The sequence below is a fragment of the Saccharothrix saharensis genome (assembly GCF_006716745.1).
Lineage (GTDB): Bacteria > Actinomycetota > Actinomycetes > Mycobacteriales > Pseudonocardiaceae > Actinosynnema > Actinosynnema saharense.
Genome location: NZ_VFPP01000001.1, coordinates 4,973,076 through 4,996,320 on the forward strand (window position 1 = coordinate 4,973,076; position 23,245 = coordinate 4,996,320).

The following is a 23,245-nucleotide window of genomic DNA, read 5'->3' on the forward strand; positions in this document are numbered from 1 at the left end:
GGACAAGGCGCGGGGCCGGTGCTTCGTGAGCACCGGCCCCGGGTCAGCCGGTTACTTCGACTCCGGCTTCTTGCCGAACCACTTCTCGTAGATCTCGTCGTACTTGCCGCTGTCCTTGGCCTTCTTCAGGACCTCGTCGACCTTGGCCTTCAGGGCGGTGTTGCCCTTCTTCATGCCGATGCCGTACTTCTCCTGCGTGTCGAACTCCGCGACCACGGCGGTGTCCGGGAACTCCTTGACGTAGTCGAGGAGCACGCCGTTGTCGTTGATGGCCGCGTCCACCGCGCCGGTGCGCACGGCGGTCTCCATCAGCGGCAGGTCCTCGAACTGCACGACCGTGTAGCCGTACTTCGCGGCGTTCTCGTTGGCGTAGATCTCGCCGGTGGTCTCGAGCTGCACGCCGATCTTCTTGCCCTTGAGGTCGTCCAGGGTCTTGACCGGCGAGTCCTTCTTGACCAGCAGCGCCTGCGACGCGTCGAAGTAGGGCTCGGAGAAGTCGATGACCTCGGCGCGGTCCGGCTTGATCGTCATGCCGGCCGCGGCCAGGTCGCACTTGCCCGTGTTGAAGACCTCACCGGAGGTGATGGTCTCGAACGGCGTGTCGAAGATCTCCTGAGTGACGTTCAGTTCCTTGGCCACCAGATCGACCAGGTCGACGTCGAAGCCGACGGTCTTGTCGCCCTCGGAGAACTGGAAGGGCTTGTAGGACAGGTGGGTGCAGGTGACCAGCTTGCCGCTCTGGACCAGGGAGATGCCCGACCCGTTGTCCTGCGAGCCGGTGTTGACCTTGGTCGCGCACGCCGTCATCGTGGCCGCCAGGGCGAGCACGGGGAACAGGGCGAGCGCAGCGTGCCTGGTACGACGGGCCACGGCGTCACTCCTCGTAACTGTGTCGGTCGAGTGTTCGGCATACTGCCACTTGGGTGACTGGGTGCACAGCACGTGCGTGTTACAGAACTTCGGTGTGCATCAATCTTGCGTCACAGGACCTGAACAGCCGCAAATCGTTCAGCCGTTTGGCCTTAATCACACAGTTGATTCACCCAGAGCGCCGGTTCGGCGACGATCCGTCAACAGGCTCGCGACCAGCGCGGTCCACCCGGTCTGGTGAGTCGCGCCCAATCCTTCCCCCGTGTCGCCGTCGAAGTACTCGCTGAAGGTGACGTGCTCCCGCCACAAGGGTGAATCGGTCGCCTCGACCCTCTTGCCGTCCGCGGGCCGACGGCCGTCGTGGTCGGGCAGGAACAACGACACCAGCCGTCTGACCAGCTCGTCCGCCGCCTGGCCCGCCGTCACCTGCCGCGTGCTGCGGGTGGGAAGTTCCACGTGGAACCTTCCACCGTGGAACTCCTCGATCGTGCGCAGCGCTTCCACCAGCAGCGCGTTCGTCGGGAACCACACCGGGCCGCGCCAGTTCGAGTTGCCGCCGAACATCGGCGTGCGCGACTCGCCGGGCTCGTAGCCCATGCGGTGCTCCTGGTCGGCGACCTGCACCTCCAGGCCCTCGCGGTGCGCCGCGGACAGGCTGCGGATGCCGTGCGGCGAGAGGAACTCGCCCTCGTCCAGCATCCGGCTCAGCACCCGCCGCAGCTTGCGCTCGTCCAGCAGGCTGAGCAGGGCGCCGCCGCCGCTGCGGCTCAGGAACTGCTGCAACTCCGGCCGCTTGGCCAGCAGGTGCTCCAGCCGCCGGGCGAAGTCGGGCAGCTCCTCGAACACCCACGGCTCCAGCACCGCGCACGCCAGCACCGGGATCAGGCCCACCATCGACCGCACCCGCACCGGCTTCGACTCGACGTGCCCGTCCGGCAGCCGCCGCGACACCACGTCGTAGCAGAAGCCGTCGGTCTCGTCCCAGATGCCGCGCCCGCCGGAACCGAACTGGGTGGACGCCTCGGCGATGCTGAGGAAGTGCTCCACGAACTTCGTGGCCACGTCCTCGTACGACTCGTCGTGCCGCGCCAGCTCCAACGCGATCTGCATCAGGTGCAGGCTGTAGGCCGCCATCCACGACGTGGCGTCGGACTGCTCCAGCCGCCACTGGCCCAGCATCGGCTCCGACCGGTTCACCGGGCCGATGTTGTCCATGCCGAGGAAGCCACCCTCGAACAGGTAGCTGCCGTCGGCGTCCTTGCGGTTGACCCACCAGGAGAAGTTCAGCAGCAGCTTGTGGAAGACCTTGGCCAGGAACTTGCGGTCCTTGACCTCCTCGGACCGGTAGACCTGCAACGCCGCCCACGCGTGCACCGGCGGGTTCACGTCGCCGAACTCCCACTCGTAGGCCGGGAGCTGGCCGTTGGGGTGCATCAGCCACTCGCGGCACAGCAGGAGCAGTTGCTCCTTGGCGAACGCCGGGTCGACCTTCGCGAACGGCACGGTGTGGAACGCGAGGTCCCACGCGGCGAACCAGGGGTACTCCCACTCGTCCGGCATGGAGATCACGTCGGCCACGTCGAAGTGCCGCCAGTGCGCGTTGCGGGCGTGCATGTTCTTGCGCGACGTGGGCGCGGCGGGCTGCGCCGGGTCGCCGTCCAGCCACTCGGCGGTGCGGAACCGGTAGTGCTGCTTGGTCCACATCAGGCCGGCCAGCGCCCGCCGCACCACGGCGGCGCGCTTGGGGTCGAGGTCGGTGTGGTGGAACTCGTCGGCTTCGGCCTTGCGCTGGTCGAGCGTGTCCTGGAACGACGGCCCGAACGCGTCGAGGTGCCCGTCGCCCTCCACCAGCCGCAGCCGCACGGTCACCTCCTCGCCCGGCTCGACCGGGTCGAACGAGTACCAGGCGGCGACCTTCGTGCCCGGCTCGCTGGTGTCTTCCGGCCCGACGACCTGGCACGCCGTCGCGTCGTTGCCCACCACGTACCGGTCGATGCCGTCCTTGGTGTAGCGGGTCGGGTTGCGCCCGGTGCCGAACAGCTCGACCTCGTTGGTCTCGTTGTCGGTGACCAGCAGCGTCGGGGTGCCCTCGACGTGCAGCGTGTAGCGGCCCAGCGCGCCGTGCTCGGCGGTGATCCGGCGCCAGCCGTCCCGCGTGCAGGCGCGCAGGCCCGGTTTGCGGTCGTCCCGGCCCCACGCCCACGTGTTGCGGAACCAGAACTGGGGCAGCAGGTGCAGCGGCGCCGGGTCCGGGCCGTGGTTGGTGGCGGTGAGCTCGACGCAGACGTCCTTCGGGCCCGCCTTCGCGTAGCTCACCCGCACGTCGAAGAACCGGTTGCCGTCCAGCGCGCCGGTGTCGGAGAGCTCGGGCTCGCGCTCGTTGCGGCCGGCGCGCTCGGCCATCTCGCGCAGCTCGGCGTAGGGGAACTCGCGCTGCGGGTACCGGTAGACGACCTGCATCCACGAGTGCGTCGGCGTGCCGTCGGTCACCCACCAGTGCTCTTTGACGTCCTCGCCGTGGTTGCCCTCGTTGTTGGTGAGCCCGAAGTAGCGCTCCTTGAGGATCGGGTCGCGGCCGTTCCAGAGAGCGACGCCGAGGTTGAGGAAGCCGTGCACGTCGCAGATGCCCGCGATGCCGTCCTCGCCCCACCGGTAGGCACGGGAGCGGGCGTGGTCGAACGGGAAGGACGTCCACGCGTCGCCGCCTGCCGAGTAGTCCTCCCGGACCGTCCCCCACTGCCGTCCGGCCAGGTAGGGGCCCCAGAGACGCCAGGGCGCGGTCGGGGAGTCGGACTCCGCCAACCGCGTCCGCTCGGCTTGCCGGCTGTGCTCGTTCACTCGGCCAGTGTGCGGCATCGGTTCAGTAAACCGGTTACCGACGGGTTAGGTCACAGCCCTGAGCGGTGTTTGCAAACCCTGTCAGGTGGGGGCGTCGTCACGCTCCGTGGACAACGCCCCACCTGCGTCCCGGTCAGCGGCGGGCGTGCGCGTCCAGCACCACGGCCACGGCCTCGGTGATCCGGGCGGCGTGCGCCAGGTGCAGCCACTCGTCGGGCACGTGGCAGTTGGAGTCCGGCCCGACCGCGCCCGTGACCAGGAACTGCGCCCGCGGGTACGCCTCGTGCAGCAGGCCCATGAACGGGATCGACCCGCCCAGCGCCACCGTCCGCCACGGCGCGTCGAACACCTCCTCGCCGACCCGGTCCAGCGTCTCGCGCAGCCACGGTGCCAGCTCCGGCGCGTTCCAGCCGTCGGCGAACTCGACGCGCGACAGCTCCACCGAGGCGCCGTACGGCACGTCGGTCGTCAACGCCCGCCGCACCGCCTCGATCGCCGCCGCCGAGTCGGCCGTCGGCGGCAGCCGGAAGCTCAGCACCAGCGTGGTGAACGGCCGCAGCACGTTGCCCGCGTCGTCCGGCTCGGGCAGGCCGGACGCGCCGGTGACCGACAGCGTCGGCCGCCACCCGGCGTTGAGCGCGAGTTCCACCTCGTCCTCGCCCATCGGCCGCGTCCCCGCCGCCCACGGCACGCTGCCCACCAGCACACCGGGCGTGCTGGCCACCGCGTCGCGGACCTCCGCCACCCGGTGCTCGGGGACGTCCACGTGCATCTCGCGCACCAGCACCTCGCCGGTCGCGGAGTCCTCCAGCCGGTCCAGCAGCTGCCGGGCGATCCGGAACGACGACGGCACGATCCCGCTCGCCATGCCCGAGTGCAGCCCGCTCTCCAGCACCCGCACCGTCATGGTGGCCTGGGCCAGCCCCCGCAGGGACGTGGTCAGCCACATCCGGTCGTAGTCGTTGCCGCCCGAGTCCAGGCACACCACCAGCGACACGTCGCCCAGCCGCGGCCGCAGGTGCTCCAGGTAGGCGGGCAGGTCGGGGCTGCCGGACTCCTCACCGGTCTCCAGCAGCACGACGCACCGCGAGTGCGTGCCGCCCGCCCGCCGGACGCCCTCGATCGCGGCGATCGCCGCGTACCCGGAGTAGCCGTCGTCGGCCGCGCCGCGCCCGTAGAGCCGCCCGTCGCGCACGACCGGCGTCCACGGCCCGAGCCCCTCGCCCCAGCCGCCGACCGGCGGCTGCTTGTCCAGGTGGCCGTACATCAGCACCGTGTCGGAGGTCGGCGCGGTGCCGGGCACGTCGACCAGCAGCAGCGGCGTGCGGTCGGGCAGTGCGACGACCTCGACGGTCGTGCCGGGCAGGTCGCGGTCGGCGAGCCAGGCGCGGACGTGCTCCACCGCGGCGGCCAGGTGGCCGTGCGCGGCCCACGCCGGGTCGAAGATCGGGGAGATCGCGGGTACCGCGACCAAGGCGGACAGGCTCGGGAGGATGTCGTCGTCCCAGAGCCCGCGAACGGTACGGGTCAGCGCTGAACGGTCCACGCCCCGATCCTGTCACGGCCGCGCGCCGTGAACCGGGCCGCGCGCGGGTTTCGCGTGGTGGAAATGGGCTGGGCGGCCGATGGTCGGTAGTCCATCCAACGCGGACGGGCCGACGTGGGCGATTCCGGGCCACCGGGCGTGTCCGAAGCCCTACGGAAGGTGGTTAACGATCGGTAACCGGGACACGGACGTTCGATGGTCGAACGCGCTACTCGGACTGCCGAAGATTGGCCGTCCAACCGTTACCGCACGTCAGAACGTTGCGTCGGAGATTACGAACTGGGACGGGGCTCACCATGACGGGTGACGCCATGTCAGGATGTGGATGAGAACACCGTCAGCGCCGACGGTTGCCCGGCCCCCACACCCCGGGGGCGGCGGCGACTGGCGGTGCAGCCGCGCACGGTCGCCACAAGCGACCGGGCGGCCTCGTAGACGAGGAGACAAGGCGCATGTCGTCCCCCGAGAAATGGACGCACCCAGGGCCGGATGCCGCGCCGGCCACTGCTGCCAAACCGACAGCGGAACAGGTGATCGCAGGCTTGCGAGCGACAGACGAGGGCGGCGCCGACCTGGTGCAGCTGCTCACCCCCGAGGGCGAGCGCGTCCAGCACCCGGACTTCGACATCGACATCACGGCCGAGGAGCTGCGCGGGCTGTACCGCGACATGGTCCTGGTCCGCCGGGTCGACCGCGAGGCCAACGCGCTGCAGCGCAAGGGCGAGCTCGGCATCTGGGTGCCGCTGCTCGGCCAGGAGGCCGCGCAGATCGGCGCGGGCCGGGCGCTGCGGCCCGAGGACATGGCGTTCCCCAGCTACCGCGAGCACGGCATCGCGTGGACGCGCGGGGTCAAGCCGACCGAGCTGCTCGGCATCTTCCGCGGCACCGACAACGGCACGTGGGACCCGGTGGAGCACCGCTTCCACCCGTACACGATCGTCATCGGCAACCAGGTGCTCAACGCCGCCGGGTACGCCATGGGGCAGAAGTTCGACGGCAAGGTCGGCGACGCCGACGGCGAGGCCACCATCTGCTTCTTCGGCGACGGTGCGACCAGCCAGGGCGACGTGCACGAGGGCTTCGTGTGGGCCGCGGTCTACGACGCGCCGCTGGTGTTCTTCTGCCAGAACAACCAGTGGGCGATCTCCGAGCCGACCGAGCGCCAGTCCCGCCTCCCGCTCTACCAGCGGGCGCGCGGCTACGGCTTCCCCGGCATCCGGGTCGACGGCAACGACGTGCTGGCCACCCTCGCGGTCACCCGCTGGGCGCTGGAGGAGTGCCGCCAGGGCAACGGCCCGATCCTGATCGAGGCGTTCACCTACCGGATGGACGCCCACACCACGTCCGACGACCCGTCGCGCTACCGGTTGTCCGACGAGCTGGAGCTGTGGAAGCTCAAGGACCCGATCGAGCGCGTCAAGGTGCACCTGGTCAAGCAGCAGTGGGCCGACCAGGCGTTCTTCGAGTCGATCGAGGCCGAGGCCGAGCAGATCGCGATCGAGCTGCGGGACTACTGCGTGAACCTGCCCGACCCGCCGGCCGGGCGGATCTTCAGCGAGGTGTACGCCGAGGGCAACCCCGTCCTGGAGGCGCAACGCGACGAGTTCCTGGCCTACCACGCCGGGTTCGCGGGAGGTGAGCACTGATGGCCGCTCCGACCATGGACCGCTCGACGTCCGCCGCGCCCGCCGCGGTGCAGACGCTGACCATCGCGAAGGCGCTGAACAACGGCCTGCGCGCGTCGATGGAGGCCAACCCCAAGGTCATCGTGATGGGCGAGGACGTCGGCAAGCTCGGCGGCGTCTTCCGCATCACCGACGGCCTGCAGAAGGACTTCGGCGAGCAGCGCGTGCTGGACACCCCGCTGGCCGAGTCGGGCATCATCGGCACCGCCGTGGGCCTGGCCATCCGCGGCTACCGGCCGGTGTGCGAGATCCAGTTCGACGGGTTCATCTTCCCCGGCTTCGACCAGATCGTGTCGCAGGTCGCCAAGCTGCACTTCCGCACCCAGGGCCGGCTCAAGGTGCCCATGGTGATCCGGGTGCCGTTCGGCGGCGGCATCGGCGCGGTGGAGCACCACTCCGAGTCGCCCGAGTCGTACTTCGCGCACACCGCCGGCCTCAAGGTCGTCTCGTGCTCGAACCCGGCCGACGCCTACTGGATGATCCAGCAGGCCATCGACTGCGACGACCCGGTGCTGTTCTTCGAGCCGAAGCGGCGCTACTACGAGAAGGGCCAGGTCGACACCACCGCCGCGCCCGGACCGCTGTTCGAGTCGCGCACCCTGCGCACCGGCACGGACGTCACGCTCGTGACGTACGGGCCGATGGTGCGCACGTCGCTGGACGCCGCCGCGGCGGCCGAGGAGGAGGGGCGCTCGCTGGAGGTCATCGACCTGCGCACGCTGTCCCCGCTCGACCTCGCGCCCGTGTACGAGTCGGTGCGGCGCACCGGCCGGCTGGTCGTGGTGACCGAGGCGCCCAGCGAGTCCTCCATCTCCAGCGAGATCGCCGCCAAGGTGCAGCAGGAGTGCTTCTACTCCCTGCAGGCGCCGGTGCTGCGGGTGACCGGGTTCGACACCCCGTACCCGCCGTCGAAGTTGGAGGAGGAGTTCCTCCCCGACCTCGACCGGGTGCTGCACGCCGTCGACCGCTCGCTGGCCTGGTAAGGGGATAGCTGTGCCGCAGTACAAGCAATTCCCCCTGCCCGACACGGCAGAGGGGCTGACCGAGGCCGAGATCCTCACCTGGCACGTCCAGCCGGGTGACGCGGTGAAGGTCAACCAGGTCATCGTCGAGATCGAGACCGCCAAGGCCGCCGTCGAGCTGCCGTGCCCGTGGGACGGCGTGGTGACCGAGCTGCTGGTCGAGGTCGGGCAGACGGTCGAGGTCGGCGTCCCGATCATCACGATCGACGTGGACCCGTCCGGCTCGGCGCCGGCGCCCGCGCCCGCCCCGGCGGCGTCGAACGGCAAGATCGGCGAGGAGATGCCGGGCGGCCGGATCGCCACGCTGGTCGGCTACGGGCCGCGGGCCGGTGCGGCGAAGCGCCGTGCGCGCAAGGACGCCCCGGCTCCCGTCGCCGCGGCACCCGCGCCCGCTCCCGCTCCTGTGCCCGCGCCCGCGCCCGCGCCTGCGCCCGCTCCGGTGGTCGCGGAACCGGTGGCACCGCGGGGCGGTTACGTGCCGCTGGCCAAGCCGCCGGTGCGCAAGCTGGCCAAGGACCTGGGCGTCGACCTGTACGCGCTGGCGGGTTCCGGCCCGGGTGGCGTGATCACGCGGGAGGACGTCGAGCAGGCCGTGGCGTCCCCGGCGCAGGCCGCGCCCACCGCGGTGGACAGCGGGTCGCGGGAACGCCGGGTGCCGATCAAGGGCGTCCGCAAGGCGACCGCGCAGGCGATGGTGGACAGCGCGTTCACCGCGCCGCACGTCACGGAGTTCCTGACCGTGGACGTGACGCCGATGATGGAGCTGCGGGCCCGGCTGAAGACCGCGCCGCAGTTCCGCGACGTGAAGCTCACGCCGCTGGCGTTCGCCGCGAAGGCGGTCACCCTGGCCGTCCGCCGCACGCCCGACGTCAACGCGACGTGGGACGAGGCGGCGCAGGAGATCGTCTACAAGGACTACGTGCACCTGGGCATCGCCGCCGCGACCCCGCGCGGCCTGGTGGTGCCGAAGGTCCGCGACGCCGACCGCATGTCGCTGCGCGAGCTGGCCGTCGCCCTGGACGACCTGGCCACGACCGCCCGCGACGGCAAGACGTCCCCGGCGGACATGATGGGCGGCACGATCACCATCACCAACGTGGGCGTCTTCGGCGTGGACACGGGCACCCCGATCATCAACCCGGGCGAGTCCGCGATCCTGGCCCTCGGCGCGATCCGCGACATGCCGTGGGTGGTGGACGGCCAGGTCGTCCCGCGCAAGGTGTGCCAACTGGCCCTCAGCTTCGACCACCGCGTGGTCGACGGCCAGCAGGGCTCGCAGTTCCTCGCCGACGTCGGCGCGCTCCTGGCCGACCCCGGCGTGGCGATGACGTACTGACCGGTCGACCGCGAACGGGCCGGCGCCCACCTCGGGCGCCGGCCCGTTCCGTCACGCGGACGGCCGATTCCGCTCGGTCGCCGCGACCGGCAGGATGCTGCCCACCGACTCCACCCGGCGGACCTTCAAGCCCTTGCCGTCGGACCGCTTGTCGGCGAACACGTGCACGTCGTCGAAGCTGCTGTCCGTGAACCACACGTCGGTCCCGTCGGGCGCCATGCCGCGCAGGTCGACCTCCGACCGCCGCACCGCGCACCCCTCCAGCACGAGCCTGCTGACCGACCTGCTGGCCTCCGAGTCCGGGTAGAGGTAGGAGAAGTCGAGGCGGCTCCCGGTCACGGCGCACCGCTCGAAGCGGATGGTCGTGCCCGCGACCTCGCTGCTGCGGAAGCCGATCAGGGCGTCGGTCAGCGTCGCGCGGTAGAAGTCGATCGTCCGGCCCCGGATCCCACTGGCGGCGAAGTCGATCGAGGTCCCGGTGAAGTCGGTGCCGACGAACTCGACGGTCGCGTGGTCGAACAGGGCGTGCCGGAAGCTGACCTGGTCGGACGTGAACGTGGTGCCGTGGCAGCTCAGCGTCATGTCCCGGAAGACGGTCCGCTCGAACGACGTGTGCGGACCGCGGAACACCGCGCCGTCGAACACCACCTTGCCCTCGAAGGTGATCTCGCTGAAGTCGGCCTCGTGGAACTCGACCCCGGTGAAGTCGAGGTCCAGGCCGGACCACGGTCCCGTCGTGCGGGCTGCCGAGGTGGGCGCGCAGCACGCGGAAGATCGTGGCGATGACCTCCTTCTCACCCTCGTCGCGCTCGCGGGGCAGCCGCAGGTACGCGCACAGGACGTCCACGCAGGTCTGCCGCTGCGCGGCCCAGTCGTCGGCCAGGCCGGCCAGCGCGTACGCGCCCGCGATCCGGACGGCCGCCTGGTCGTGGCCGAGCTGGGCGGTCGTGGTGGCGAAGCGCTCGTTGAAGAGCTTGGTCCGCTCGCGTTCCTCCTGGCTGATCGTCAGCACGTGCGCCGCCTCGGTGACCCGCTGCCTGCGGTAGTTGACCGCGAGCGCCACGACACCGCCGAAGCCCGCGACGACCGCGAGCCCGATCTTGAGCACGTCGAGCGCCTCGGTGGTGCTGAAGGCGACGCCCCGCGGCAGCTTCGGCCAGCCGAGCAGCCACAGCAGCCCCGCGCCCGCCGCGCCACCGACGACTAGCGCGACCGCGAACCACGCCAGCACCGAGCGCCACACCGGGCCCTGGTGCCCGTCCTCCCGGCGGCGCCGCCGGGAGAGGCGGAACCTCGGCCTGCGCTTGGCCACCCACCACGCCGTCAACAGGACGCCCGACGCCACCGCGGCGGGCAGGTACGGGAAGACGGCGGAAGGCACGAGCAGTCATCGTGCCGGATCGGGAGAGGCGGCGGTCGCGGTTCCCGCTCTCCGCGCGGCCGTGCGTTAATCGGTTGAAGTTCCAGTGACTGGAGAGTTCAGGGTGGTCCCCGTGACGCACTACTCGATCGGCGAACTGGCGCGGATGACCGGGCTGTCCACGCGGACGATCCGGTTCTACTCCGACTCCGGCGTGATCCCCGTGGCGGGGCGCACGGCGGGCGGGTTCCGCACCTACGACGTCGACGGGTTGGCGCGGCTGAAGCTCGTGCGGACCCTGCGTGCCCTGGGCGTCGACCTGCCCACGGCGCAACGGGTGCTGGCACGGGAGTTGTCCGTCGCCGAGGTGGCGCGGGCGCACGCGGAAGCCATCGACGCGCAGATGCGCACGCTCCGGCTGCGCCGGGCCGTGCTGCGGGTCGTGGCGCGGAACGGGGAGGTGGAGATGGTGCACGAGTTGGCGCGGCTGTCGGAGGAGGAGCGGCAGGCGATCCTGGACGACTTCTTCGAGGAGGTGTTCGGCGGCCTCGACCTGGAACCGACCTTCGAGCAGCGGATGCGGTCGGTCCGGGTGGAGCTGCCGGACGACCCGTCGGCGGAGCAGCTGGAAGCGTGGATCGAGCTGGCGAACCTGGTGCGCGACCCGGACTTCCGGGCGTCGATCCGGCGGATGTCGGAACGGCACCAGGAGATGCGGGCCGAGGGCGCCGACCTGGGCCCGAGCTCACCGGCGCAGGTGGAGGCGTTCCAGTACGCGTTCACGCGGGCGCGTGAGGCGTTGGACGCGGGCGTGGACCCGCGTTCACCGGAAGCGGCCACCATCGTCGCAGCGATCAACGACAAGTGGGCGTCGGTCGTGGACGCCCCGGCCGGACCGGAGCTGTCCCGCCGTCTGGAGGAGTTCGGCGACCCGCGGGCCGAGCGCTACTGGCAGCTGATCGCCAAGGTCAACGGCTGGGAAACGCAGATCCCCGACACCACCGCTGAACGGGCGTGGCTCACCGAGGCCTGCCGCTGACGGCGCCGGGCCACGGAGCAGTGGACGGGGTCTTCCGCGTCCCGAAGACCCCGTCCGCTTCCCAGGCGGCCTGAGGACGGCCTGGGACGATCAACTCACTTGATGTGCATGCCGGAAATGGCCCGGGCCACCACCAACCGCTGGATCTCCGACGTCCCCTCGAAGATGGTGAAGATCTTGGCGTCGCGGTGCATGCGCTCCACCGGGTGCTCGCGCGTGTACCCCGCACCGCCCAGGATGTGGATCGCGCGTTCGGTCGCCCACACCGAGACCTCACCGGCCTTCAGCTTGGACATCGAACCCTCGCCCGCCGTGAACGGGACGTTGTTGCGGCCCATCCAGGCCGCTCGCCACACCAGCAGGCGGGCCGCGTCGATCTCCATCTTCATGTTCGCCAGGTCGAACGCGATCGACTGGTTCTCGATGATCTTGCGGCCGAACGCCGAACGGTCCTTCGCGTACTCCAGCGAGTACTCGTAAGCCGCGCGCGCCACGCCCACGGCCATCGCGCCGACGGTCGGGCGGGTCGTCTCGAACGTGGCCATCGCCGCCTGCCCGCCGGCCTTCTGGCCCTCGCGCGCACGCGCCAGCCGGGCGTCCAGCCTCTCCTTGCCGCCCAGCAGGCACCGGCCGGGCACGCGCACGTCGTCCAGGAACACGTCGGCCGTGTGCGACGCCCGCATCCCGTGCTTGCGGATCTTCCCCGGCGACGACAGCCCGCGCGTCCCCGGCGGCACGACGAAGGCCGCCTGACCGCGCGCGCCCAGCGATCCGTCCACGACCGCCGTCACGACGTGCACGTTGGCGATGCCGCCGTTGGTGGCCCACGCCTTCTGCCCGTTGAGCACCCACTCGTCGGTGGCCTCGTCGTACACCGCCCGCGTCCGGTACCCGGCCACGTCCGACCCGGCCTGCGGCTCGGACGCGCAGAACGCCGCGAGCTTCGGGTCGTCCTCCGTGCCGAAGCACTCGGGCACCCACTCGGCCAACTGCTCGGGCTCGCCGGAGGCGAAGATGCCCGCCGCGGCCAGGCCCGTGCCCATCAACGCCAACGCGATCCCGGCGTCACCCCAGAACAGCTCCTCGGTGGCGATCGGCAGCGACAGGCCGATGGGGTCGGCGAACCAGGTGGCCAGCGACTCGAACCCGTACAGGCCGATCTTCGCCGCCTCCTGGATCACCGGCCACGGCGTCTCCTCGCGCTCGTCCCACTCGGACGCCGCGGGCCGGATCACGTCCTTCGCGAAGCCGTGCACCCACTCGCGCAGGTCAAGCTGGTCCTCGTTGAGCTCCAGCGAAAAGCCGCCCATGGTCCCCTCACGCCTTCGGAATGTTGAACAAGCTCATGAACCCGGCCGCGAAGCCCAGATCACCCTTGACCTTCAGCTTGCCGGTCATGAACAGCACCGGGGCCGACGCGTTGCCGGTCGCGAGCTTCAGGAACTCCACCGGTCCCAACGTGACGACGGCCCTGGGGTCACGGGTCTCGCCCTTGTTGATCGTGCACGCCGCGTTCTCGATGATCGCCTCGTACACGTCGTCGCCGTCGAACCCGCCGGTCAGCCGGAAGTGCACGACGGCGCGCGTGGCGCCCGCGCGTTCGCTGCGGAAGTGCACCTCCATGCGCCGGAACACCTCGTCCAGCACGCGTTCGCGCAGGCCGGGCCGTGACGTCACGGCCTCGATCTGGTCCTTGGACGCGCGCGAGATGATCCGCGCGAAGTTCTGCGGGTCCATCTTGGCCAGGTCGAGGTCGGCGCCGCCGTCGGCCAGCGCGCCCAGGGCGTCCAGCAGGTCGGCGAACTCGTCGCGGCCGAGCTTCTTCGGGTCGATGCCGCGCGCGATGACGTCGATGTCGACGTCCTTGAGCGCCGGGTCGGCCGGGTCGACCTGCCTGAGCGTCGAGATCAGCTCCTGCGGGCCGAGCTTCGCGATCGCCTCGGTGGTGAGGTCGATGGTCATGTGTGACACCTCCGCTACCTACTGGCAGGTAAGCCTACTGGTGAGTAGGTAAGGCGGCAAGGGGCGCGGAGTAATCTTGTCGCAGCCATCCAGGGGGTGCGATGCACGCAGAGCAACCGGTTCGCTCCGGTCGGGCCAAGAGGCTGCCACGCGCGGTGCGCGAGCGGCAGATCATGGACGCCGCGGTGGACGTCTTCTCGCGCTTGGGTTTCCACGCCGCGTCCATGGACGAGATCTCCGAGGTCGCGGGCATCTCCAAGCCCATGCTGTACGCCTACCTGGGCTCGAAGGAAGAGCTGTTCGCCACCTGCATCCGCCGTGAGGCGACCCGGATGATGGAGGCGATCGCGAACGGCGTCGAGGCCGAGGAACCGCCGGACGTCCAGCTGTGGAGCGGGTTGCGGGCGTTCTTCGGGTTCGTCGGCGAGAACCGCGCGAGCTGGCAGGTGCTGCACCGGCAGGCGTCCTCGCAGGGCGGGCCGTTCGCCGAGGAGCTGGCCGACATGCGCGGCCGGGCGATCAGCCTGGTGGCGGCGCTGCTGGTGCACTCGTCGGACTTCGGCGACGTGCCGCGGGCGGGCGACAAGGAGGCCGAGTCGCTGGCCGCCGCCCTGGTCGGGGCGGGCGAGTCGCTGGCCGACTGGTGGCTCGACAACCCCCAGGAGCCGGCCGGCGTCGTCGCCGCCCGGCTCATGAACCTGGTGTGGATGGGTTTCGGGGACCTGGTGGCGGGCGACGTGTGGCACCCGCCGTCGCGGCGGTCCGGCGCCGAGGAGGGCTCCTAGGCCAACGCGCCCTTGAGCACGGCCGCCGCCTGGCTGATCGCGGCTTCGGCGGCGTGGGTCCCGCGCAGCGCGTTCAGCATGACGAAGTCGTGGATCACGCCCTGGTAGCGCACGGCGGTCACCGGCACGCCCGCTTCACGCAGCTTGTCGGCGTAGGCCTCGCCCTCGTCCCGCAGCACGTCGGCCTCGGCCGTGATCACGAGCGCCGGCGGCAGGCCGGTCAGCTCCTCGGTGGTGGCCCGCAGCGGTGACGCGGTGATCTCCGCGCGCTCCGCCTCCGACGTCGTGTACTGGTCCCAGAACCACTGCATCGCGTCACGCCGCAGGAAGTAGCCCTCGGCGAACTCGTGGTAGGACGGCGTGTCGAACGACGCGTCGGTCACCGGGTAGAACAGCACCTGCTGCTTGAACGCCACGTCGCCGCGCGCCTTGGCCAGCAGCGTCAGCGCGATCGCCATGTTCCCGCCGACCGAGTCACCCGCCACGGCCAGCCGCGACGCGTCGAGCCCGCGGGCCGCGCCCTCGGCGACGATCCACCGGGCCACGGCGTAGCTCTCCTCCAGCGCCACGGGGTAGTGCGCCTCGGGCGAGAGGCTGTAGTCGGGGAACACCACGGCCGCGCCCGCGCCGACGGCCAGCTCGCGCACCAGCCGGTCGTGCGTCTTCGCGTTGCCGAACACCCATCCGGCGCCGTGGACGTAGAGGACGACGGGCAGCGGCCCGGTCGAGCCGGCCGGGCGGACGACCCGGACGGGCACCTCGCCGACGGTCACCCACTCCTCGTCCACCTCGGGCTTGAACACCTCGCCCGCCTGCACGCCGTCCACGGCCTGCCGTCCTTCGACCGGGCCGAGGTCGAACAGGTAGGGCGGGTTGGCGGTCGCGGCGGCGAACTCGGCGGCGGCCGGTTCCAGCACGGTCATCTCGGACTCCTCGGTGTGGCGGTCGAACCTGTCACCAAGAAACATAGGCCGCGATTACATCGTGCACAATCTAAATGGGCGCAGGTGTATCGTGGGTTCCGTCACAGCCGGGAGCACGCCGTCACCACCGGAGGGAAGTCGGCCATGCGGGACTTCAGCCTGGAACTGGACGACCAGCTCTGCTTCGCGCTCTACGCGGCCTCCCGGGCCGTCACCGCGCGGTACCGGCCGCTGCTGGACGAGCTGGGGCTGACCTACCCGCAGTACCTGGTGATGCTGGTGCTGTGGGAGCGCGACGCGGTCCCGGTCAAGGACGTCGCGGCGGCGCTCCAGCTCGACTACGGCACGCTCTCCCCGCTGCTCAAGCGGCTGGAGGCCGGTGGCCTGATCCGCCGCGAGCGCCGCCCCGACGACGAGCGCTCGGTCCGGCTCGTGCTCACCGGACCGGGCGAAGAGCTGCGGGAACGCGCCAAGGACGTGCCGCCCGCGATGGGCGACGCGATGAACCTGGACGAGGAGGACACGGCTCGGCTGCGTGCCCTCCTGCGCACGTTGGCCGACAACGTCAGCCGCTGATCACGCCTTCCAGGTGCGGCCGGCTCGACCACAGCGCGAACCGCCACCCGTCACCGGTGGGCGCGGACGAGAAGCCGACCTCGCCGGGCAGCAGGATCGGGGCCTTGAACCGCACGTCCACCTCGTAGGCGTCGGGCAGGCGCCCCTCGAACGCGGCCACGCACCGGGCCTTCGACCACATCCCGTGCGCGATGGCCCTCGGGAAGCCGAACGCCTTGGCGGTCAGCGGGTGCAGGTGGATGGGGTTGCGGTCGCCGGACGCGTCGGCGTACCGGCGGCCGAGGTCGGCCGGCAGCCGCCACCGGGCCGTCGGCTCGGGCGGTTCGGCGCGTGGCGACGGCTCCTTCGCGGCGGCACCCTCCCTGCGGAGGTAAGTCGACACGTCGACCCACACCTCTTCGCCGTCCACGGCCACCGTCGTGACCACGTCGAACTGCCGCCCGCGCTCGTGCGGCCGCAGGTCGGTCAGCGCCACGTGCAGCGACAGCGGCTCGGTCGCCCGCAGCGGCCGGTGCTGCCTGATCCGGTTGGCCACGTGCACCAGGCCGGGCAGCGGGAACGGGAAGCCGGGCCCGGTCATCAGCCGGATCTGGAGCCCGAACCCGAGCACGTGCGGGTAGGTGATCGGCAGCTCGTCGCGCACGCCGAACCCGCAGACCTTGTCGTACCGCGCCAGGTGCTCGGGGTCGACGGTCACCTCCGCGTCCAGCGAGGACTCCGGGAGCACGTCGCCGCGCCGGGTGAACCCGGTCAGCGCGGCCTTGGCGTAGAGCAGGGTCAGGTTCGCCATCACGCCCCCAACAGGCTCTGCCCGCACACCCGCACGACGTTGCCGTTCACGCCGGCCGACGCCGGGTGCGCGAACCACGCGATGGCCTCGGCGACGTCCACCGGCAGGCCGCCCTGCGACATGCTGTTCATCCGCCGCCCGGCCTCCCGGATGAACAACGGCACCGCGGCCGTCATCCTGGTCTCGATGAACCCCGGCGCGACCGCGTTGACCGTGGCGCGGCCCGCGAGCCGCCGCGAGAGGGAGTCGACCATGCCGATCACGCCCGCCTTGGTGGTGGCGTAGTTGGTCTGGCCGACGTTCCCGGCGATGCCCGCGATGGACGACACGCCGACGATCCGCCCGTTGGGCCGCAGCGCGTCGGCCGCGAGCAGTGCCTCGTTGACCCGTTCCTGCGACGCCAGGTTCACCGCGACCACCGCGTCCCACCGGTCCGCGTCCATCCTGCCCAGCGTGCGGTCGCGGGTGATGCCCGCGTTGTGCACGACGACGTCGACCCCGCCGTGCCGTCGGGTGAGGTGCTCCACGATCCGGGCGGGCGCGTCGGCCGCGGTGATGTCGAGCTGGATCGCCGTGCCGCCGACCCGGTTGGCCACCGCGGACAGCTCGTCGCCCTGCGCGGGCACGTCCAGGCACACCACGCTCGCCCCGTCCCGGCCGAGCACCTCGGCGATCGCCGCGCCGATGCCGCGGGCCGCGCCGGTGACCAGGGCGACCTTCCCGGCCAGCGGCCGGTCCGGGTCCACCGGCTGCTCGACGTCGGCCGGCCCGATCCGGATCACCTGCCCGGACACGTACGCCGACCGGCCCGACAGCAGGAACCGCACCGTCGACCCGATCGCGTCCTCACCACCGGGCGCGACGTACACCAGTTGGGCCGTGCCGCCGCGCTTGAGCTCCTTGCCGACGCTGCGCGTGAACCCCTCCAGCGCGCGCTGCGCGACGTGTGACTCGGCCTGCTCGGGAGGGGTGCCGAAGACGACCACCCGGCCGCACGGCCGGAGCGACCGGATCACCGGCTGGAAGAACGCGTGCAGCTCGCGCAGCCGCTCGACCGAGTCGATGCCGGACGCGTCGAACACCAGCGCGCCGTACCGCTCGCCGTCGGCCGCGCCGGTGGCGGGGGTCAGGCCCGTCGACGTCACCGCCGCCCGGAGCGGGTCGGCCAGCCGACCGCCGCCACCGATCAGCACGGGCCCGTTTAGCGGGGGTGTTCCGGGTGAGTGGCGGCGCAGCGGGTACGGGTCGGGCAAGCCGAGCTTGCCCACGACGAACCGCCCGAGGCCGGACCTCGCGAACGACTGGTAACGATCCATGCCCACCATCACACTCCCTACTCGCTAGTAAGTCTACTGATGAGTAGGTAACATTGGTCATCACCGTGCCCACCACCCTGGAGGACGACATGGCCCGAGTAGCCATCCTCGGCGGCAACCGCATCCCGTTCGCCCGCTCGAACGGCCCCTACGCCACGGCGTCGAACCAGGACATGCTCACCGCCACCCTGGACGGCCTGGTCAGCCGGTTCGGCCTGCAGGGTGAACGGCTCGGCGAGGTCGTCGCGGGCGCGGTGCTCAAGCACAGCCGCGACTTCAACCTGGTCCGCGAGGCCGTGCTGGGCAGCAGGCTGTCCGCCGAGACGCCCGCCTACGACGTGCAGCAGGCGTGCGGCACCGGCCTGCAGGCGGTGATCGCGGTGGCCAACAAGATCGCGCTCGGTCAGGTCGAGGTGGGCGTGGCCGGCGGCGTGGACACCACCAGCGACGCGCCGATCGGCGTGAACGAGGACCTGCGCGGCGTGCTGCTGGAGTTCAACCGGGCCCGGAGCGCGGGCGCGAAGCTCAGGGCGGCGCTGAAGCTGCGGCCCAAGCACGTCGTGCCGGACGTGCCGCGCAACGGCGAGCCGCGCACCGGCCTGTCCATGGGCGAGCACGCGGCGATCACCGCCCGCGAGTGGGGCATCGCGCGCGAGGACCAGGACGAGCTGGCCGCCGCCAGCCACCGCAACCTCGCCGCCGCCTACGACCGGGGGTTCTTCGACGACCTGGTCACCCCGTACCTCGGCCTGACCCGCGACCAGAACCTGCGGCCGGACTCGTCGGTGGACAAGCTCGCGAAGCTCAAGCCCGTGTTCGGCCGGGGCGAGGGGGCGACGATGACCGCGGGCAACTCCACGCCGCTCAGCGACGGCGCGTCGGCCGTGCTGCTGGCGTCGGAGGAGTGGGCCGCGGCGCGCAACCTGCCCGTGCTGGCGTACCTGACGTTCACCGAGACGGCGGCGGTCGACTACGTCCACGGCGGCGAGGGCTTGCTGATGGCGCCCGCGTACGCGGTGCCGCGGATGCTGGCGCGGGCGGGGCTGACGTTGCAGGACTTCGACTTCTACGAGATCCACGAGGCGTTCGCGTCCCAGGTGCTGGCGACGCTGAAGGCGTGGGAGGACGCGGACTTCTGCAAGGGCAGGCTCGGGCTGGACGCGCCGCTGGGCGCGGTCGACCGGGCGAAGCTCAACGTCAACGGCTCGTCGCTGGCCGTCGGGCACCCGTTCGCGGCGACCGGCGCGCGGATCGTGGCCACCCTGGCGAAGCTGCTGGCCGAGCGCGGCTCGGGTCGCGGGCTCATCTCGATCTGTGCGGCGGGTGGTCAGGGAGTTACGGCGATCGTGGAGCGCTGATGCCTGAGATTAGGCCGAACGGGTGTTATTGGTAACACAATGCGTTCCCGTTCCGTTTTTCAGGCATGAACCACTCACGGCTCTTCGCCGCAGTCGTGCTGGTGGCGGCGTCTTGTGCTGCCTGCGGGGAAGCGTCCCGCGAAACCACCACCGTGCGCATTGGGGTGACCGCGTCGGCCAACGAGCCCCGGGTCGCGCTCACCAGGACCGTCGTCGACCGGTTGTCGGAGGCGGTCGAGCAGGGCGTGACCCGGGTCGTCGTGTACCGCCAGGGCGAGGACTCCGGCGGCGCGTACTCGGACCAGGACTTCACCGTCCGCGACGGCAACGAGGTGGAGAGCGACGGGGCGCTGCGCGAACTGGGCTTCGAGCAGAACCTGAACCGGCTGACCGGTCAGCTCGGCGGGCTCGCCGGGGACGACGACGACCTCGACCCGCTGGCCGTGCTGAGCGACATGGCGTCCGCGCCGGGACCGGCGGTGCTCGTGCTGCAGACCAGCGGGCTGCAGACCACCGACCCGCTCGACCTGACCCGGCTCGGGCTGGACCTCGACGTCCCCGCCGTGGTGGCGTCGGTGCCCGACGACGCGCTGCCCGAGCTGACCGGCAAGGACGTGATCTTCTCCGGGCTGGGCCAGGTGTTCGGCGACCAGCCGCCGCTGCCGCCCGCCGCGCGGGACGCGCTGGTCGCGGTGTGGCTGGGGATCTGCGCGAGGTTCCACGCGAAGAGCTGCGCGCACGACGCGGAGCCGGTGGCCGGCGGCGCGTCGATCGGCCGGGCCGAGGTGCCGGTGGTGGACGTCGGCGGGGTCGTGCACGAGGACGCGTCGGTGCACCTGCCGAACTCGGTGCTGTTCAAGGCGGGCACCGACGAGCTGGCACCGGGTGCGCGCGAGGTGCTGGCGGAGGTGGCGGAGAAGTTCGACAACCGCACCACCGCGCGGGTGGTCGCCCGCACGGCGACCTCGGCGTCGGCGCCTGCCGCGGTGAACCTGACCCAGCGGCGCAGCCAGCGGGTGGTGTCGACGCTGGTGGAGCTGGGCGTGAGCCGGGCGGCGTTCACCGAGGTGCTCGGCGCGGGCTTCGCCTCACCGCTCGAACCCGACCTGGACGGCTCGGGCGACCTGATCCCCGGTGCCGCCGCCCGCAACCGCTCGGTCGTCGTCGACCTGGCCGACCCGCGCACCAGCGGCTGACCCGCGAGTCGAACCCCCAGGCCCCGCGTGTCCCACGCCCAGGACCCGGGAGTCCTACGTCCAGGACCCCCGAGTTCAACGCTCGGAACACGCGGGGCGTCAGTCCAGCAGCGTCCACGAGGCCGTGCAGCGGACCGTGACCGTGATCTGCTGGGCTTCCAGGTTGAGCTGGTCCACCTGCGGCGGCACGCCCGGCGAGCCGCCGTACCCGGCCGCGAGCATCCGGTGCGACGACTCGACCGCCCACCCCTCGGCGTCACCGTCGGTCAGCCGCAGCAACGGCCCCAGTCGCACGCCGAGCGCCTGCGCGTACCCCTCGGCACGTCGGCGCGCGTCCCGCACGGCCTCCCGCTGCGCCTCGCGCACGGCCTCCGCGTCCTCCTTGAGCTGCCACGTCGGCCCGTTCAGCCAGGTCGGCTCGGCCGTCACGAGCGCGCCGAGCAGACCGTCGAGCTCCGCCGGGTCGTCCACCCGCAGCACGTAGTTCTGCGCGGCCCGGCTGCCGGAACGGCGCTTGCCGTCCCAGTTGTCGTGCACGTTCAGCTGCCGCGACCGCACTTCCACGCCCGACCGCCCCAGCGCGGGCTCCACCGCGGCGATTCGCGCGGTCAGCCGCTCCACCGCTTCGTCGCGCGTCGAGCCCACCGTCTCGAAGCTCGCCTGCACCTCGGCGCGGTCGGCGGTCCGCTCGACCCTGCCGACGCCCTTCGTCACCACCTCAGCCATGGCTCGACGCTACCGGTGATGTCAGTCGATAGCCCTATATAGCTGCACAGCTAGATTGCCTAATAATCCGCGACACGGTCCGAGTATTGGATCGGCCGTAGACACCTCGATACCTTCCGAGGATGGACCCGGTGCGCAACCCGTTCGCCCCCGGTGCGGGCCAACGGCCGCCCGAGCTGGCCGGGCGCGACAAGGAGCTGAGCGCGTTCGAGGTCGTGCTGGAACGGGTCGCCCGCGGCCGGCCGGAACGCAGCCTCGTGCTCACCGGGCTCCGCGGCGTGGGCAAGACCGTGCTGCTGGGCGAGCTGCGGTCGATGGCGGTGAAGCGCGGCTGGGGCGCAGGGAAGATCGAGGCACGGCCGGACGCCGGGTTGCGCCGCCCGCTGTCGGCCGCGCTGCACCGGGCCGTCCGCGACCTGGCCGTGCGGCACCGCGCGCCGGACCGGGTGGAGTCCGTGCTCGGCGTGCTCAAGGCGTTCGCGCTGCGGTCCAACCCCGAGGACGCGAAGCTGCGCGACCGGTGGCAGCCGGGCATCGACGTGCCCGCGGCGGTCGGCCGGGCCGACTCCGGTGACATCGAGATCGACCTGGTGGAGCTGTTCACCGAGGTCGCCGAGCTGGCGCAGGACGTCGGCACGGGTGTCGCGCTGCTGATCGACGAGATGCAGGACGTGCCGGCGGACGACGTCTCGGCGCTGTGCGCGGCGTGCCACGAGCTGTCGCAGTCGGGCGCGCCGCTGGTCGTGGTCGGCGCGGGACTGCCGCACCTGCCCGCCGTGCTGTCGGCGTCGAAGTCGTACTCCGAGCGCCTGTTCCGGTACGTGCGGATCGACCGGCTGTCGCGGGAGGACGCCGACCGCGCCGTGCTGGCCCCGGTCGACCGCGAGGAGGCGGGCATCGAGCCGGAGGCGCTGGACGCGCTGTTCGACGCCTCGGGCGGCTACCCGTACTTCATCCAGGCCTACGGCAAGGCGGCGTGGGACGCGGCGCCCGACGACCCGATCACGGCGACGGACGTGGCGGTGGCCGCGCCGGAGGCCGACGCCGAGCTGGCGGTCGGGTTCTTCGGGTCGCGCTACGAGCGGGCGACGCCGGCCGAGCGGGAGTACCTGCGCGCGATGGCGGAGCTGACCGACGGCAAGGACGCGGGCGTGAACACCGCGCAGGTGGCCGACCACCTGGGCCGCAAGCCGTCCTCGTTGTCGCCCGCCCGGGACAGCCTGATCAAGAAGGGGCTCGTGTACTCGGCGGAACGCGGGCAGATCGCGTTCACCGTGCCCCACTTCGGCCGGTTCCTGCTCGGCCGCGAGGACTGACGACCCGCTGGGCCGCGGCTTTCCGGGTGCTCCGGTCGCGTTGTGCGTTCCGGCGCCCACGCTCTGGAGTCGGGTCACCCGCATCCGGTCCGGCAGGTGTCCCCCAGGCGAATCATCGGGGGTCACGGGGTGTACGCCGATGATTCGCCGGCATGTGCGGCACCTCACCGGATAATCGGGTGCGTTCGGACGCGCGAGGGTGCATACTTGAGGCACACACCGAGGAACACCTTTGAGAGGGATGAACCCCCGATGAACTTCACTGCGAAGCTCCGCGCTCGTCGTGTCGAGGCTCGCAACCGCAAGGCCGTCGCCCGTGCGATCGACATGGCGCCCACCCCGGCCATGCGGCACGAGCTGATGGCGATCGCCCAGGCTCAGGTCAGCTCCCTCCGCTGAGGGAAGGCCTTCCTCCGGCGCGCGTGACGACCACCCGATCGACACCGGGTGCGCGCCCCGTCGTCCGCGCTCCGGCGAAGGGGGAACGACGAAGCCCTGCCGCACCTCCCGCGCGGCAGGGCTTCGTTCTGTCAAAACGTGATCTCCGTCACACCCGATAGGGAATGTAACGGACCCCGATCGTGTATCGATGTTCCAGATG

General features: G+C 71.5%; 21 protein-coding genes. 11 read left to right on the forward strand and 10 right to left on the reverse strand.

From position 1 onward, the window contains the following. Positions 1-51 precede the first annotated feature (51 nt). The 3 genes from FHX81_RS21965 to FHX81_RS21975 form a co-directional block, all read right to left on the reverse strand. Positions 52-870, reverse strand: coding sequence for a transporter substrate-binding domain-containing protein (locus FHX81_RS21965; protein WP_141979938.1), 819 nt, complete (start codon positions 868-870; stop codon positions 52-54). Positions 871-1,026: 156 nt separating this feature from the next. Beyond that, positions 1,027-3,708, reverse strand: coding sequence for an MGH1-like glycoside hydrolase domain-containing protein (locus FHX81_RS21970; RefSeq protein WP_246107920.1), 2,682 nt, complete (start codon positions 3,706-3,708; stop codon positions 1,027-1,029). Between the two features lie 133 nt (positions 3,709-3,841). Next, positions 3,842-5,254, reverse strand: a complete 1,413-nt coding sequence (locus tag FHX81_RS21975; RefSeq protein WP_141979940.1) for a M20/M25/M40 family metallo-hydrolase — start codon at positions 5,252-5,254, stop codon at positions 3,842-3,844. Positions 5,255-5,706: 452 nt separating this feature from the next. Between FHX81_RS21975 and pdhA the strand changes: the two genes are divergently transcribed. Genes pdhA through FHX81_RS21990 form a run of 3 tightly spaced genes read left to right on the forward strand, consistent with a single transcriptional unit; the run spans position 5,707 to position 9,297 of the window. Next, the gene (pdhA, locus tag FHX81_RS21980; RefSeq protein WP_141979941.1) at positions 5,707-6,900 is read left to right on the forward strand and encodes a pyruvate dehydrogenase (acetyl-transferring) E1 component subunit alpha; all 1,194 of its coding nucleotides are present in this window, start codon (positions 5,707-5,709) and stop codon (positions 6,898-6,900) included. After that, positions 6,900-7,922, forward strand: a complete 1,023-nt coding sequence (locus tag FHX81_RS21985) for an alpha-ketoacid dehydrogenase subunit beta (protein WP_141979942.1) — start codon at positions 6,900-6,902, stop codon at positions 7,920-7,922. The genes pdhA and FHX81_RS21985 overlap by 1 nt, the downstream gene beginning before the upstream one ends. A gap of 10 nt (positions 7,923-7,932) precedes the next feature. Beyond that, entirely contained in the window at positions 7,933-9,297 is a 1,365-nt protein-coding gene (locus FHX81_RS21990; protein ID WP_141979943.1) for a dihydrolipoamide acetyltransferase family protein, read from the forward strand. Between the two features lie 51 nt (positions 9,298-9,348). On the opposite strand, the gene FHX81_RS21995 is transcribed toward FHX81_RS21990, so the two are convergent. Next, positions 9,349-10,095 carry a pentapeptide repeat-containing protein gene (locus FHX81_RS21995; RefSeq protein WP_141979944.1) on the reverse strand — a complete coding sequence of 249 codons (747 nt, stop codon included), beginning with the start codon at positions 10,093-10,095 and terminating at the stop codon, positions 9,349-9,351. Between FHX81_RS21995 and FHX81_RS22000 the strand changes: the two genes are divergently transcribed. Continuing rightward, positions 10,049-10,504, forward strand: a complete 456-nt coding sequence (locus tag FHX81_RS22000) for a hypothetical protein (protein ID WP_141979945.1) — start codon at positions 10,049-10,051, stop codon at positions 10,502-10,504. The two genes, FHX81_RS21995 and FHX81_RS22000, sit on opposite strands and share 47 nt — an antisense overlap. 286 nt (positions 10,505-10,790) lie before the next feature. Further along, the gene (locus FHX81_RS22005) at positions 10,791-11,696 is read left to right on the forward strand and encodes a helix-turn-helix domain-containing protein (RefSeq protein WP_246107921.1); all 906 of its coding nucleotides are present in this window, start codon (positions 10,791-10,793) and stop codon (positions 11,694-11,696) included. Positions 11,697-11,791: 95 nt separating this feature from the next. On the opposite strand, the gene FHX81_RS22010 is transcribed toward FHX81_RS22005, so the two are convergent. Together FHX81_RS22010 and FHX81_RS22015 are read right to left on the reverse strand one after the other, a co-directional pair. Next, a complete protein-coding gene (locus FHX81_RS22010) occupies positions 11,792-13,006 on the reverse strand; it encodes an acyl-CoA dehydrogenase family protein (RefSeq protein ID WP_141979946.1) in 1,215 nt (404 codons plus the stop codon). A 7-nt stretch (positions 13,007-13,013) separates the two neighbouring features. Beyond that, positions 13,014-13,658, reverse strand: a complete 645-nt coding sequence (locus FHX81_RS22015) for an SCP2 sterol-binding domain-containing protein (RefSeq protein ID WP_141979947.1) — start codon at positions 13,656-13,658, stop codon at positions 13,014-13,016. Positions 13,659-13,759: 101 nt separating this feature from the next. Between FHX81_RS22015 and FHX81_RS22020 the strand changes: the two genes are divergently transcribed. Then, the gene (locus tag FHX81_RS22020) at positions 13,760-14,443 is read left to right on the forward strand and encodes a TetR/AcrR family transcriptional regulator (protein ID WP_141979948.1); all 684 of its coding nucleotides are present in this window, start codon (positions 13,760-13,762) and stop codon (positions 14,441-14,443) included. On the opposite strand, the gene FHX81_RS22025 is transcribed toward FHX81_RS22020, so the two are convergent. Further along, entirely contained in the window at positions 14,440-15,366 is a 927-nt protein-coding gene (locus FHX81_RS22025; RefSeq protein WP_211363539.1) for an alpha/beta hydrolase, read from the reverse strand. The genes FHX81_RS22020 and FHX81_RS22025 overlap by 4 nt on opposite strands. A gap of 144 nt (positions 15,367-15,510) precedes the next feature. Between FHX81_RS22025 and FHX81_RS22030 the strand changes: the two genes are divergently transcribed. After that, complete coding sequence (locus FHX81_RS22030; RefSeq protein WP_211363540.1) at positions 15,511-15,942, forward strand: MarR family winged helix-turn-helix transcriptional regulator; 432 nt, start codon at positions 15,511-15,513, stop codon at positions 15,940-15,942. Here the strand turns inward: FHX81_RS22030 and FHX81_RS22035 are convergent. After that, positions 15,932-16,732 (reverse strand): MaoC/PaaZ C-terminal domain-containing protein, encoded by an 801-nt coding sequence (locus FHX81_RS22035; RefSeq protein ID WP_141979950.1) that lies wholly within the window; start codon positions 16,730-16,732, stop codon positions 15,932-15,934. The two genes, FHX81_RS22030 and FHX81_RS22035, sit on opposite strands and share 11 nt — an antisense overlap. Next, positions 16,732-18,048, reverse strand: a complete 1,317-nt coding sequence (locus tag FHX81_RS22040) for a 3-oxoacyl-ACP reductase (protein WP_141979951.1) — start codon at positions 18,046-18,048, stop codon at positions 16,732-16,734. Before FHX81_RS22040 ends, FHX81_RS22035 begins: the two co-directional genes overlap by 1 nt. 89 nt (positions 18,049-18,137) lie before the next feature. Between FHX81_RS22040 and FHX81_RS22045 the strand changes: the two genes are divergently transcribed. Beyond that, positions 18,138-19,406, forward strand: a complete 1,269-nt coding sequence (locus FHX81_RS22045) for an acetyl-CoA C-acetyltransferase (protein ID WP_141984067.1) — start codon at positions 18,138-18,140, stop codon at positions 19,404-19,406. Between the two features lie 152 nt (positions 19,407-19,558). Then, positions 19,559-20,602, forward strand: coding sequence for an OmpA family protein (locus FHX81_RS22050; RefSeq protein WP_141979952.1), 1,044 nt, complete (start codon positions 19,559-19,561; stop codon positions 20,600-20,602). Between the two features lie 99 nt (positions 20,603-20,701). Here FHX81_RS22050 and FHX81_RS22055 read toward each other — a convergent pair whose 3' ends face one another. Next, on the reverse strand, positions 20,702-21,328 hold the full coding sequence (locus FHX81_RS22055; RefSeq protein WP_141979953.1) for an SIMPL domain-containing protein: 627 nt from the start codon (positions 21,326-21,328) through the stop codon (positions 20,702-20,704). 122 nt (positions 21,329-21,450) lie between these two features. On the opposite strand from FHX81_RS22055, the gene FHX81_RS22060 reads away from it, so the two are divergent. Further along, positions 21,451-22,644, forward strand: a complete 1,194-nt coding sequence (locus FHX81_RS22060) for an ATP-binding protein (protein WP_141979954.1) — start codon at positions 21,451-21,453, stop codon at positions 22,642-22,644. A gap of 252 nt (positions 22,645-22,896) precedes the next feature. After that, positions 22,897-23,043: a hypothetical protein gene (locus FHX81_RS40680; protein WP_170191759.1), complete on the forward strand. Its 147-nt coding sequence runs from the start codon at positions 22,897-22,899 to the stop codon at positions 23,041-23,043. Positions 23,044-23,245 lie beyond the last annotated feature (202 nt).